Annotated in this window: 13 protein-coding genes; 2 read left to right on the plus strand and 11 right to left on the minus strand. The window is 40.9% G+C overall.

The window, feature by feature from the left end; translation table 11 throughout:
• Positions 1-175: 175 nt before the first annotated feature.
• The 9 genes from NST74_RS17560 to NST74_RS17600 all read right to left on the minus strand — a co-directional run bounded on the left by NST74_RS17560 (position 176) and on the right by NST74_RS17600 (position 9,659).
• Positions 176-595 (minus strand): hypothetical protein, encoded by a 420-nt coding sequence (locus tag NST74_RS17560; protein WP_341113581.1) that lies wholly within the window; start codon positions 593-595, stop codon positions 176-178.
• Between the two features lie 935 nt (positions 596-1,530).
• Positions 1,531-1,665 carry a hypothetical protein gene (locus NST74_RS17565; protein WP_341113584.1) on the minus strand — a complete coding sequence of 45 codons (135 nt, stop codon included), beginning with the start codon at positions 1,663-1,665 and terminating at the stop codon, positions 1,531-1,533.
• Positions 1,655-1,990: a hypothetical protein gene (locus NST74_RS17570; RefSeq protein ID WP_341113587.1), complete on the minus strand. Its 336-nt coding sequence runs from the start codon at positions 1,988-1,990 to the stop codon at positions 1,655-1,657. The genes NST74_RS17565 and NST74_RS17570 overlap by 11 nt, the downstream gene beginning before the upstream one ends.
• Positions 1,991-2,252: 262 nt before the next feature.
• Positions 2,253-3,125, minus strand: coding sequence for an AraC family transcriptional regulator (locus NST74_RS17575; RefSeq protein ID WP_042128711.1), 873 nt, complete (start codon positions 3,123-3,125; stop codon positions 2,253-2,255).
• A gap of 369 nt (positions 3,126-3,494) precedes the next feature.
• Positions 3,495-5,060, minus strand: a complete 1,566-nt coding sequence (locus NST74_RS17580) for a histidine kinase N-terminal 7TM domain-containing diguanylate cyclase (protein WP_341113589.1) — start codon at positions 5,058-5,060, stop codon at positions 3,495-3,497.
• A 410-nt stretch (positions 5,061-5,470) separates the two neighbouring features.
• Positions 5,471-6,460, minus strand: a complete 990-nt coding sequence (locus tag NST74_RS17585) for a glycoside hydrolase family 43 protein (RefSeq protein ID WP_341113590.1) — start codon at positions 6,458-6,460, stop codon at positions 5,471-5,473.
• Positions 6,461-6,489: 29 nt separating this feature from the next.
• A complete protein-coding gene (locus tag NST74_RS17590; protein ID WP_042132268.1) occupies positions 6,490-7,323 on the minus strand; it encodes a carbohydrate ABC transporter permease in 834 nt (277 codons plus the stop codon).
• Positions 7,324-7,339: 16 nt separating this feature from the next.
• Positions 7,340-8,236 (minus strand): carbohydrate ABC transporter permease, encoded by an 897-nt coding sequence (locus tag NST74_RS17595; protein ID WP_341113592.1) that lies wholly within the window; start codon positions 8,234-8,236, stop codon positions 7,340-7,342.
• Between the two features lie 85 nt (positions 8,237-8,321).
• Positions 8,322-9,659, minus strand: coding sequence for an ABC transporter substrate-binding protein (locus NST74_RS17600; protein ID WP_341113593.1), 1,338 nt, complete (start codon positions 9,657-9,659; stop codon positions 8,322-8,324).
• A gap of 263 nt (positions 9,660-9,922) precedes the next feature.
• On the opposite strand from NST74_RS17600, the gene NST74_RS17605 reads away from it, so the two are divergent.
• Positions 9,923-10,972, plus strand: a complete 1,050-nt coding sequence (locus NST74_RS17605; RefSeq protein WP_042128721.1) for a GntR family transcriptional regulator — start codon at positions 9,923-9,925, stop codon at positions 10,970-10,972.
• Between the two features lie 216 nt (positions 10,973-11,188).
• Here the strand turns inward: NST74_RS17605 and NST74_RS30025 are convergent, their stop codons facing one another.
• A complete protein-coding gene (locus tag NST74_RS30025; protein ID WP_445668201.1) occupies positions 11,189-11,518 on the minus strand; it encodes an Ig-like domain-containing protein in 330 nt (109 codons plus the stop codon).
• A 366-nt stretch (positions 11,519-11,884) separates the two neighbouring features.
• Here NST74_RS30025 and NST74_RS17610 point away from each other — a divergent pair, with 366 nt between their 5' ends.
• Positions 11,885-12,637, plus strand: coding sequence for a YdcF family protein (locus NST74_RS17610; RefSeq protein WP_341113595.1), 753 nt, complete (start codon positions 11,885-11,887; stop codon positions 12,635-12,637).
• Here NST74_RS17610 and ybaK read toward each other — a convergent pair.
• Positions 12,626-13,099 (minus strand): Cys-tRNA(Pro) deacylase, encoded by a 474-nt coding sequence (gene ybaK / locus NST74_RS17615; protein ID WP_339287053.1) that lies wholly within the window; start codon positions 13,097-13,099, stop codon positions 12,626-12,628. The two genes, NST74_RS17610 and ybaK, sit on opposite strands and share 12 nt — an antisense overlap.
• Positions 13,100-13,144: the final 45 nt, after the last annotated feature.

Below are 13,144 nucleotides of genomic sequence, written 5' to 3' on the forward strand. Positions count from 1 at the left end.
TGAAGATTTTTTTAAGCGAATATTCTATTCGCTTGTTTACTGTACTCTTTTATGTATGCGCTCCCCGAAAAGAGCAAACGCCACTGGGCTTCTCCCCGAGCTGTTTTGAATTCATGTTTAATTTAAGTCTTGTCTTTGAGTTATCTTAATGATATTGACATCCTGTAGGGCCATTTTAAATTAATGAGTTTGCAGATTTTTTTTTGAAGAACAGAAGATTATAAATAAAACCTAGAATAAACGCTGATGGCATGAAGAAGCACAACAACAACTGTCCTTCAAGGGACCATACATGTCCGGCAGTGAATAGTAAAGGGAATATAAGACCTACAATAACGGAAATAAAGGCAGTAAGAAGCCATCTAAATATATTATTTAATGATGTTTCATTGATTACATAAGCGCCTAAAAATATCGCAGGCACCATAATGAGTAAATACAAGCTAAAAAAAGAAATAACAAGTCCTCTATATTCACTTTCATGGATGGTTTGATTGAAAAAAACTTGACTTCCTTTCTGATAAAGCCAAGCCCCCACGCCATAGGCAAGAATGATGCCAATTCCTGCAAGTATATACTTTATTATTTTGATCAAGTGCTTCACCTCAATTAAAGTTTATAGATATTACATAAGACGAAAAATTTGAGAAAAGTTTCTGTTTTCTTAATTTTAGTCTGCTTCAGGAACGAAGTAGCCGTCTTACCCTGAGGCGTATTCAAGCCATGTTTAAGAAAGCCAGCCGACACAAACTCTCCGTGGCGGTTTTCTTATGGTCAGAAATCAACAATAAGATTTAACATGGCCTTATACAAATAGATAGTAATAAGACCGGTCAACTGAGTCTGATCGGTCTTATAACGTATTTAACGCATTAACTTTACACAGTAGCACATCATTAATAACGAGCGAATATTTACAAATAGCCATCTGTGGTGTTTTCCCAACCCCAATATAAATATCATCATAGTAGATACTCCAAAAGAGCCCAGCACCAGAACCGCAAGGAACTAGCCGAGTCTTATCTGCGATAAGGGTATACCCGTGGCTCACAAAGAAGTCTGGAATTCCGCAAGTCCTCCTTATTTATATTTTTTAAGTACTTGGAGCGGGCTAACTCATACGCTTTCTTTTTGTTTTTGAATCTCAGTGTTCATATTTATTGACCCAACAAAGACCAGGGAATTAATCCTGGAGTCTGTCAGGTCACTTCCTCTTCTTTTATTTCGTTCGTTATAGGTGCTTATTCGTTTCCATCACTACGTAAAGGATGGTTCCGTATTTAAGAGCTCTTGTTTTTGTCTCGATTTCCCCCCGCTTCCGCCGCATAAAAAACAGATACCGTTCTGAATATGCATGTATCGAGTTCTCCCCGAACCTTTACATCGTTCACACGGCTCTTCATCAAGAGGAGCGGTACGCACCAGTTGAACACTACTATTCTTCTTATGATTAATTGAGTTAAACGTACTCGGAGAGGTTTTCTTCATAGGCAATGGCTTAGAACGCTGTAAGGCACTCTCTACCACGATCTATGGATCATAAGCTGGTTTCTCAGCGTACTGAAGTGCAGCTCTTCTTCTCTCAATTCTCACAACCACTTCTTGTCCGGCTGCTTCTTTACAGAGCAAACCCCATGCTAACCCTTCATAAGTTCTAAGAAACATCGCTTCCGGAAGATGCAGAGGACCCCTCCTCGAGCAAAGGCAAAATGGTCAGGCCAAAGTCCTCGACATGATTCTGGATCGAAACGATGACCATGTTCCAGAAGGTGCTCCAATCATCGTCCTGCTTGCTCAGTGACACCCATGCAACAAGCTTACCGCTTTGTTTGGCCCATTCGCTTAGCGCCGTCGTTTTCCCATAACCAGATGGAGCGAATAAGAGCGTAAGCTTCGCGTCCATACCCTCATCAAGCAGACGAAGCAGATCCGTACGAGCAACCAAGGTGTGCCGTACATAAGGGATGTGCATTTTAGTTGCGGTAATCATCGAAAGCCCTCCATAAGACAAAAAATGAGTAATTAGGAGTAACTTCGACATTCAAGTCGTAAATTCCTGTGCTTTCGGCTGTACAACACATGCCCCATAGCCGAATTTGCGTGGGATGACAATTGGGAAGAAGGTTGACTCGTTATTAATGACCGTTATAATTCGCCCTACTTGTGATACGGTTCACCGCTCTGTCTATAACGGCAAGTTTTAAGGCCATCCTTTGCGGTACGTCCTTAATTTTATGAACATAGTCTCTATACTATTTTTTCGTAACCGGTATCCAAATCTCGCTCCTGAAATTGGGGGAAGATACATCCTTGCCTTCATTCCATAATATTTCCGGTCCCCTTGCTACCTCATAACTTGCGGAAGGGAACCATTCCGAATAGATACGCCCCCAGACATTTTGTAAAGTATCGGGAAACGGTCCGACAGCTTCGAAAACGGCCCAGGTCAATGCGGGAACCTCTAATTTCGCAAAATTTTCAGGACACTCCTCGGATGTAGCTGCACCTATATAATGGTCAAGCTCTCCCTTCTCCTCCATTCGCCCTTCAGAAAAATTTGTCGATGCTGAAATCAACCCCTGTGGTTCAACATTAGAGAGCTTTTTCAATTGGTCGATGTCTAGGCTGGTTAAGCCTTTCCACATCGATGCAATTTCTGAACTCACGCCATTAAATTGGATAGGCACCTTTTTCGTAATACCTACAATACGGAACGATTCTTTCTCAACGATACGATAATTCATTTCGCTTCCTCCCTGAATAGTTAATTGGAAGGTCATTCGAGGATAGGCTTTTAAAGATGGGGCATGAGACCTAACCGAAGAGGGCGGAACCCCATGCAAGACTTGGAAGGCCCTAGAAAAGGCATCTGCCGAGCTATAACCGTATTTCACTGCCACGTCCACAATTCTTAAATCACCGGCTTGAAGCTCGAATGCCGCAAGGGTCAGGCGTCTCCGGCGGATGTACTCCGATAGCGTAATGCCTGCAAGGAAGGAGAACATTCTTGAAAAATGATAGTCCGAACAACAAGCCAGCCTCGCTGCTTCCTTCAGATCTATGTCTTCATCAAGATTCTCTTCAATATAGTGTAAGGCTCTATTCAGATTTGCAAGCCAATCCATTCAAATGACCTCCCTTCAGGTACAGAATAACAAGATTCGGAAGTACCCATCCGACATCTCATGCACAGTTTTGTTGGGTTACCCAAAAGAAACTTGCCGTTACTTATGATACGGCTCACCGTAACATCTATAGAGCGAAATACAGGTAATTCTCATCCTATACCGTTTACAATTCCTCTTTCTGTAAATTACCTAATAGCATCACTAGCATATGATCCTTCAATATCAGAATAACTGACTGTTATATCCTGTTGAAACAGTCACTCATAAGTATATTTTTTTCTTGATTGATAGGCATCTTGCTCTCAATCCACCAAGTTACTAAACTAAGCACGGCTCCGATGTACGCCTCTATTTTAATTTGCTGTACTATTCCACATATTCGTACTTTTCAATAAAAACCCGCACTTGATTTCGACCAGCTCTTTTGGCAGCATAAAGTGCTTCATCAGCTTTATGAAGAAGTTGATGTATTGTTTCCTCCACAGCTCCTGTCGTTACGGATACCCCAAAACTAGAGGTAATCGTTACCAATTTTTCATTTTCAACTAGAGGCTTCTGTTCAATGCAAAATCTAAGGTAATTAGCGAAGTTTTCCCCTTCCGCTAGTGTATAACCAGGTAAAGCGAGTACAAATTCTTCACCACCATATCTAGCAAATAGTATATGTTCTCCCATCTCAGCCTTACATATTTGAGCCACATGTACTAGTATTTGATCTCCGGTTTGATGCCCATAAGTGTCGTTCACTTTTTTGAAAAAATCAATATCAAATAGAATAATCACAAAGGATGATAATTCACCCTTTGCTTTCATTAAGCTTTGCTCACTTTTCTGGAAAAAGGCACGACGATTGTATATTTGTGTAAGATCATCATAATAGGCTTGATGCTCTAACTTTTGTTGTAATGTATGTAGCTCTGTTATATCCGTAAATATAATTAGTAAGCCAGAGTTATTATTAGATTGTTGAAGCATAGAAATACGTAGCTGATATATATAATTACCTTGATGAATCGTAACATTCAATTTATCTGAGATCGTATCTAATTGAACAGGGAATGATTGATCCGTTAGCATATACCAAACTTGATCAAATGGCTGCCCTAACGTTGATCGATCCAATTCACTAAACATATTTTTACAAGCTTGATTATATTCGATTAATTGATAGGTATCATTAAGCACAATGACACCATCGTTCATACTATTAAAGATCGTTTCCTTCGCAATTGGCATTATTGATAACATTCGAGAGGAGGTAATAGACCAAAGGTACAAAACAGAAGAAAACCAAATAACCATGGGTACAGGATCGATACCATCGGGTGTCACTCCTATGAATAATAAAAATGCAGTCACTATTGGAAGCAATTGACCGCAGATGAGGGCAAATAATTGAGATCGATATACACTAACGGTTTCCTTCCAGCGTGAAAGCAGCAATAAGAGCGCAGCTAACATACAACTGAAAATGTAAATATTATGTACGGCAAACCATGCCCCATACTCAATCTCACTATATGGAGCCCCAAGCACCGAATGGATATCATATATTCTATAGTAAAAATGATGGGATTCATTAGTTACATTGATGAGAAAAGTAATACAAGGCATTGTAAGTAGAGCGATTATTCTTTTTCTCGTTATTTTATAACCCAAATATTGCATGACAAACATTAATCCTAACGGAGGGAAAAAAGGCATCCCTGCATACTGTACAATATTCCAAAATCTAAGCTGTTCTAAGGAAGTCGATGTTAAGCTAAAGGCATAACCAAAGCAATAAATCATTGAAGTTAATGTATTCCACATGAACAAATTAGCGATATTTGTATAATAATGTCTCCTCCAATAAGTAAAGACAAGTATAGACAAATTCAGAACAGCCGAAGTACAAACTAATGTTATATATGCTGCTATCTTCGAATCCAATAGGTATACCCACTTTCATACAATACATATATATTTACGTTAACACGATTAATATAAGATGTTGATTTGTTCCTTGAACCACTACAGGATTCCGTTCACATCACTATTATGTCTGTACTACTCACATCGTATTGATTATTGCTTCATGAAATAGATTGTTTTTAACTTAGCATGACACTCATGACAGTAGCAACACATTTATCCAATCAGTAATGCTATGATTACTATTTCGTCTATACCGATCACCAAATAGTTAGTACAACATTACGTAATTCATCACTTCTATTGCATTGCAAACAAGTACCCATCGATTGGATGGGTACTTGTTTTTATTTCTAATTATAAAGGCTTCCCCGTGTACGACATAAGTTCAACTAATCCATTTAGAATTTTGTAAGGCGCTTGCAGATCTATTCGTATTGTACAGAACGTGCAAGTGCCGCAACAGAGCCGCGAAAATCAGGTCTGCCGTCATCCGTCCACAACAGCTCCGCTACAAATGTATGGCGATTCGGATCGTATAGCGGATCTCCTACAATATGCTTATACGTTCTTGCGTGGAACACAAACAGCGTCTTCTCGCCAGTCTCTGACACCGTGAAACTATTATGACCAGGACCATACATCAAGATGCTCTCATCAGTCGTGAGAACCGGTACTTTCGACTTGCGCCATGAGGCAGCATCGAGCAAATCCGAGTCCGCATCGGCTTCAAGCAAGCCCATGCAATAATTGAAATCAGTAGCGCTAGCAGAGTAAGTGAGGAATACCCGATTATCTTTGCGAACAAATGCCGCGCCTTCGTTCACTTTATACCCGATGATCTCCCAGTCATATTCGGGCATCGTAATCATCGTTTGCGCCCCAATCAACGTCCACGGATTGCTCATTTTAGATATGTAGAGATTAGAGTTGCCTTCGATTTCCGGATCCTTTTGTGCCCATACGTAATAGAGGCTACCATTGTGCTCAAAGGTAGTGGCATCGAGGGAGAAGCTTTCCCACGCGGTACGAACCTGTCCTCTTTCCGTCCAGCTGCCTTCGAGCGGATTTGCATTTTCATTCTCCAGTACATACATCCGATGGTCGAACAAGCCTTCTGTCGTTTCCGACGTATGCGCGGCAGCGAAATATACGTACCATTTTCCATCAATAAAATGCAGCTCTGGCGCCCAAATATTGGCGCTAAGAATGCCAGTCTCTCTCTTTCTCCAGATCACTATAGGAGCTGATGTAATAAGCCCTTCAAGGTCCTGTGCCCTACGGATTTCAATCCGATTATACTCTGGAACCGAGGCCACGAAATAATAATAACCATCTGAATGTCGGCATATAAAAGGATCAGCTCGTTGCTCGATCAATGGTTTAATGACGCGTAACTCCTCTTGTTGGACTCCCATCTTATCACCTATTTCATAAGTAATAGATACTAACCTTTAACAGCACCCGCAGTCATACCATCAATGAAATATTTCTGGAAAGCGATAAACAATATGAAGATTGGAATGATGGAGAAGAAGGAGCCCACGATCAGAAGGTCATAGTTATTCCCATAAGGAGTTAACAATGTTTTTAACCCGATTGGCAGTGTATATTTATTTTGATCTCCCAACACCATGAATGGCCACAATAGATTATTCCAGCTATTCATACCATTCAGAATGGCCATTGCCGCAAAGGAAGGCTTCATAATCGGCATAATCACTCTGAAATATATCGCATATTCGTTTGCTCCATCAACTCGCCCAGATTGAATAATTTCTTTGGGTATGCTTCTGAGATATTGCCTAAAGAAGAATATCGTCCCGGCATTAGCTATACCCGGCATAATGATTGCCGAATAGCTATTCACCATTTGCAAATCATTTATTAAGCTGTACAAAGGAACCAGCAATATTTCAAATGGCACCATCATAATGAGCAATACACATACAAAGAGGAAGTTCTTACCTTTGAAATCATACGCTGCAAAACCATATGCAACAAAAGCGCTTACAAACAGTGTTAAAGCAACCTGAATGATTGTTAACGTCATACTGTTCCAAAACCATACAAAATAATCATGTTGTCCAGTAAATAAATAGATAAAATTATCAAAACTCATTATTTCAAAATTCAAACTTAAGTTAAGACCATATCTTATTAAAGCTTCACCTGGTTTAAAGGAAGAGAGGGCCACTGCATAGAATGGAACCATAATTATAACGAATAGTATAATAAAGGTACTAATTATGACTATTCTAGCAATTAAGTTGTTCTTCATCTGACTAGTGTCCATTTTAATCCTCCTCCTTTTTGAACATTCCACTTAGTTTCAGCTGCGTTAAATTGATAATCATAGCAATGACTAATAGAACGATACCAACTGCAGCAGCGTAACCGAGCTTATTCTTCTCAATCCCTTGTCTATACAGATATCCGACTATAGTTAGGCCAATATTTTTCGGTGAATTGTTACCGTTAAACATCATTAAGCTCTCGGTAAACATTGCCAAGCCTGCATAAACACTAATTGTCGTAACATATATCGTGGTCGGCTTCAATAATGGCATTGTAATCGATCTGAACTTCTGCCAAGCAGATGCCCCGTCAATTGAAGCAGCCTCATAATAATCATTGTCAATGTTTTTCAAACCAGATAGATAGTACAGCATATTAACACCTGTCCATCGCCAACATGCAAGAATTAATAGTGCAGCCATACTCCATTCTGCATCTTTCAAGAATTTAGTAGGCTCTACACCAAATAGACCTAGAAAACTGTTCATTAATGAACCATCCATTTCGCCGAATGTTAGGCGAAAAATAGTACCCGCCACTGCGACAGATGTCAATGCAGGAAGAAAGAACGAAGATTTAAAAAACTCCCTCCCCAGCATTAAATTACTGTTTATCATAACTGCAAATAACATTGGGAAAGGGATTAACAGCACTAAGGTTCCTAGCATGTATACAACGCTATTTTTAATAGCCGTCAAAAACACTTTATCTGTGAATAACTTCGAATAATTCGCTTCACCAACCCATTTTGGATCCTGTCCCAACATCCTATCTTGAAAACTCATTACAAATGAATTTACAAGTGGATAAGACCAGAATATCAAGAATATGATTATGAATGGCAACACAAATACATAAGGTGCAACCTTTTGAGAGTATACAAATTTCTTTATCATAATCCCACTCTCCCTTGACTATGACTAAACCTGCCGAGCACCATTCTTGCCGACAGGCTTAATCATAACCATTTACTTATTATTTTTATTTCAATTCTTGTTCAATTGCTGCCTGTGCTTCATCGAGAGCTTCCTTCACGTCTTGGCCATCTTCAAAGATCGCATTCAGAGTAACCGTATTGAGCACATTGCCGATCGTCGGTGAAGCTTTTACGGATTTGATAGCTCTAATTTCGTCTTTGATTTCATTCAAAGTATCAAATGCATTTGTTTTAAAATACTGGACGTATTCGTTATCTGGGTTTTTCGTTACAGCCTCATCTTTCCATACTTCCATATTGATTGGGTCAAATCCAAGTGTATTCCAGATTTCAGTAGTAGCTTCTTTCGAAAGCTTAGCAAAAGCTACAAACTCTTTTGCCAACTGAACGTCTTTACCAGTCTTAGTAACAACTGTGCCAGTACCGCCTAAGCCAACGGAACGAGGATTACCTTCTTCGAATACAGGCAATGGAGCAATTGCATACTTACCTTTAAGGTCCTTCATTTCGTTTACAAAGCGGGACATGTACCACTCAGGCATCAATGCGCTTGCGTAGTTGCCTTTGTTGTATTCGCCTTTTGCTTCTTCTGTGTCGGGTTGTCCGCCTGGGATCGTATGAATAACATTATTCTTCTGCAGGTCGACTAACATTTCAAAAGCTTTAATCATCTCAGGTGAGTTAACTTTTGGATTGCCATTTTCATCTGTAAAATCAGAGTTTTGCTGAGCAAGTAACAGCGAGGCTTGCCAAGTAGCGGATGTATCAGCAGTACCTAAGTACTTACCAGTCTTTTCATAAACCTTGATACCTGCTTGTTTGTAATCTTCCCAAGTTTTGATTGTCTTGTAGTCAACACCTGCTTGTTCGAGAATTTCCGTGTTGTAGAAAGCAAGCGTAGCACCTACGTGATAATCAAAGCCATAAACCTGGTCAGCTTTGCTGTAAATATCGACACGTGAAGGAACGACAACGTCTTTGTATGGTGCAAATACATCATTCAAAGATTCCAGTGGAACGTTGTCCCCTTCCAAGAATTTAGGGAATTGACCAAGCTCGATATCCGCAATATCAGGAGCACCTTTTCCGCTTGTAACTGCCAATAAGAGCTTGTTGTGCATATCATCGTAAGGCATAACCGTTACATTCAACTTAATCTGTTTGTCTGGATTCTGTTGGTTCCATAACCCCAGCATTTTATCCAAATGCTTGCCATGCAAATCTACGAATGTCCAAAATGACATTTCTGTTGCATTCTCACCGGCATCAGCGCCTAACTGCTGTGTTTCCGTTGATGAACTGGAAGACTTACTACATGCCGACAAAACTAGTGACATCATAAGGATTGTAACGATGGAGATTAATGTAATGCGTTTTTTCATTTGTTCGTCATCCTCTCTTTTTTTGTTACTCATTTGAGATGCTGGGTGACTGGTCACTTCTGTTAATTTAAGCGGTTTCAATACGTCTCGTTACCAACCTTCTTAACATGATTCTAACCTTTCAATGAAAAGACCCCTTCGTGAAAAATTTCCTAATTCTGTATTGTAAGCGCTTTATAAATTGCATTATAATATATACGTAATATATTTTATATAACCAATTGATTATAAAAATCATTAAATTTTAAGGGAGATGTACTTATTTGAAAAAGTTGGTGCTCTACAAGCAAATTCAAGAAGATATTGTACAGAAAATTAAATCTGGGCAGCTCCGGCCAACGGACCGCGTCCCTTCTGAACAAGAATTAATGGACGAATTCAAAGTAAGTAAAATAACCGTCAAAAATGCCTTAACCCAGCTAGCTGATGAAGGATTAATTATACGCGTACAAGGCAAAGGCACATTCGTCTCTTCTAGCATTGATTCTCCATTATCTCCACACAGCGCGTCGTCCTTGCCGCTCATCGGCTTCATTATTCCGACGATGGTAACCCGTGTCATTCAGAAGCTCGTCGACTACACGGAACAATTCCTGTCTGAAGCTGGCCTCAGCATGGTACTAAGCATCACGCGAGAGTCCTCCTCTATCGAATCGAACGCCATTCGTACACTAACGGGGCTCGGTGTGAAGGGACTGATCGTTTTTCCAACAGAAGATGAGAAGTACAACGAATCACTACTGCGTCTGTCGCTCGATAAATTCCCATGTGTGTTCATCGACCGCTACCTGCGCAACATTGAGACATACACGATTACATCAGACAATTACGGCGGTGCGTATAAGGCTGTCTCTCATTTGCTATCCAAGGGTCATCATCAGATTGCGCTCATCTCACCTGAGAATGCCAATACAGCCATCGAGGATCGCACGCTCGGCTTCGAGAAGGCTTACACAGATCGAGGTATATCAATCGACAAGAGCTTGTGGTGTCACATCCCTCTCGACATTCTACGCGGTAAGCAAGCATTGGACTATGTAAGCGACTTCTTGCAGGGGCATAGTGGAATTTCGGCGGCTTTCTCCTTAACCGAAGAAACCGCACGCCTTACATCGGCTGCTATCAGCCGTCTGAACAATCACTCAAATATCGATTTGCTATCTTTCGATAATCCACATCTTTCATTCGTAGCTTATGTACAGCAGGATGAACAGGAAATGGCACGAACAGCCGTAAAGCTGTTACTTGAACAGATAGAGAATATTTATTCACCTAAGAACGCCGTCATTCCCGTGCAGCTCATCTTCCCCTAACTATTTCATTGGACTTTATCGACACTCTAGGAGCACCTTCAGTAGAAGTTGTCTTCTTTTGCGTTCCAGCGCATAGAGTATAACAATATATCATAAAGGTGCTAGCGGCCAAAATGGGAGATTCGCTCCACTTTGTTACGAAAACCGCTGATTCATACGGATGAAACCGATCTTCGGGTCGGGGAGTGAGTGTCAAGGAATCTCAGAGCATGACGATCATGAAGGAATATTCAAATGTCTCCAGGAACTCAATGAGGAAATGAATATGAAAATGTTTATATGAGCAAATAATTTTCTAGGCGCTGGATGGAGTAAGATTGAGTAGGGATGACATGCCGAGTGTACCGACTTGTACATCGACCGAGCCCCCACCATAGTAGATTGTAAGATATTCATACTGATTTGAGACCATATTTTATTCACGTTTTGTAGCCGACTATTTGTAGAATCTTTATAGTGATTATCGCCGCTGTAGCTTGCAGTAATAGTGTGATTACCAACCGTAAGATCTGACGCCTCATAGACCGCTAGTCCCCTAGCATACAGTCCCTAACTCTACTTTTCCGCCATAAAAAGTGATAGTCCCGCTAGGAACAAACGACTTACAGAGGGAACTTCTGCTATAAACGAGACCGTCTTTCCATAATCCGAAAAAAAGTCTTTTCGTTCTACTTGTGGTACGGTTCACCCCGATTTATCTTCACCGCGGTACATCTGTTCCAAGCTCTCAGTGAATGAACCATAACATAATTCTCATCAGTTGTATGGTTGTTATTACCTTCTTTCGAAGGCGTTGATTAGGCTTCTCATCAAATAAAAAAAGACCGTTTCGGTCTTTTGTGCAACTTCGAACACCCCAACTCATGTTACAATACAACCTGAACTCATACTTTACGAAGGCGGTTGATACTGTTGATTTACATCATCAAATTTGTATACAGCTTTGTGCTTCCTCCAGGACTTTTCATCCTACTTCTGCTCGGTCTTGTCATTTGGTTATGGAAAAAGAACCGTCGTCCTGCGCTTGTCTTGCTTGGCATTACACTGCTTATGTATTTCTCAATGACTTCCTTAGTCAGCGATGCGTTAATCGGAGGTTTAGAACGAAAATATCCTCAACCGGATACATTGCAAGGAGATGTCATCGTTGTGCTTGGTGGAGGTGCAAGCTCCGGGACACCGGATATTGATGGCGAGGGCAACTTATATGGATCAGCAGCGAATCGGCTAATTACAGCTGTACGACTACATAATGCGAGTGGTTTACCCATCCTATTCTCTGGTGGACAAGTCTTCTCCGACAGCGGCAATGAAGCGGATATCGCCAAAAGACAACTCCTCGGACTCGGTGTCCCCGAAGAGGATATCCTTACCGACAATCAATCTCTTAACACGGAGCAGAATGCTGAAAATACCGCCGCAATCCTACAAGAGAATGGACTTAAGCGTCCTGTACTAGTCACATCAGGGTTTCATATGCCCCGCTCAATGCAGCACTTCAAGAATGCAGGGCTAACAGCGCAAGCTTTTCCTACAGATTATATCGCCAGCGCTGAATTTTCGTTGCAACCCTCAAAGTTCACTCCTTCGCCAGGAGCCATCTCCACTACAGGCACAGCCTTGAAGGAGTATCTAGGTCTTCTTGTTGCTCATCTATTTCATTAGATCTGTGAATTTTGCATTGGTTACCCCTGCAAGAAGCTGCGGTGATACATCCATTTGTTGACCAATTTTTCCGGCGCTAACGGCTATCGTTTCCTGACTTTCTGCGCTGCTATCAATGAACGTTGGATATAGCTTTTTCATACCGACTGGTGAACATCCACCACGGATATAACCCGTCCACTTCTGCAAATCCTTGACTGGCAGCATCTCAATCTTTTTCTCTCCGGCGGCCTTGGCCGCCTTTTTGAGATCCAGCTCCTCAGCAACCGGTATAACAAATACATAAAGATTGGCTCCGCTATGAGCGACCAAAGTTTTAAAAACCGTCTCTGCCGCCTTTCCAATCTTCTCCGCAACTGCCGTACCATGAATTAGTCCATCCTCATTGTCATACTCAAACACTTCATATCCAATTTTCTTCGCATCTAGCATTCGCATCGCGTTGGTTTTGGTTACTGCCATATCTGATCTACCTCTCTTTAATCTATTCGATACTATATGGTCAAA

This window comes from Paenibacillus sp. FSL F4-0125 (assembly GCF_038008565.1).
In the GTDB taxonomy this organism is placed as follows: Bacteria; Bacillota; Bacilli; order Paenibacillales; family Paenibacillaceae; genus Paenibacillus_AQ.

What these genes read in the sequence shown, in the direction of transcription:
- NST74_RS17600 (WP_341113593.1), bottom strand. Translation starts at nt 9,659, where the DNA reads ATGAAAAAACGCATTACATTAATCTCCATCGTTACAATCCTTATGATG.
- NST74_RS17595 (WP_341113592.1), bottom strand. Translation starts at nt 8,236, where the DNA reads ATGATAAAGAAATTTGTATACTCTCAAAAGGTTGCACCTTATGTATTT.
- NST74_RS17570 (WP_341113587.1), bottom strand. Translation starts at nt 1,990, where the DNA reads ATGATTACCGCAACTAAAATGCACATCCCTTATGTACGGCACACCTTG.
- NST74_RS17590 (WP_042132268.1), bottom strand. Translation starts at nt 7,323, where the DNA reads ATGAAGAACAACTTAATTGCTAGAATAGTCATAATTAGTACCTTTATT.
- NST74_RS17565 (WP_341113584.1), bottom strand. Translation starts at nt 1,665, where the DNA reads ATGTTTCTTAGAACTTATGAAGGGTTAGCATGGGGTTTGCTCTGTAAA.
- ybaK (WP_339287053.1), bottom strand. Translation starts at nt 13,099, where the DNA reads ATGGCAGTAACCAAAACCAACGCGATGCGAATGCTAGATGCGAAGAAA.
- NST74_RS17575 (WP_042128711.1), bottom strand. Translation starts at nt 3,125, where the DNA reads ATGGATTGGCTTGCAAATCTGAATAGAGCCTTACACTATATTGAAGAG.
- NST74_RS17585 (WP_341113590.1), bottom strand. Translation starts at nt 6,460, where the DNA reads ATGGGAGTCCAACAAGAGGAGTTACGCGTCATTAAACCATTGATCGAG.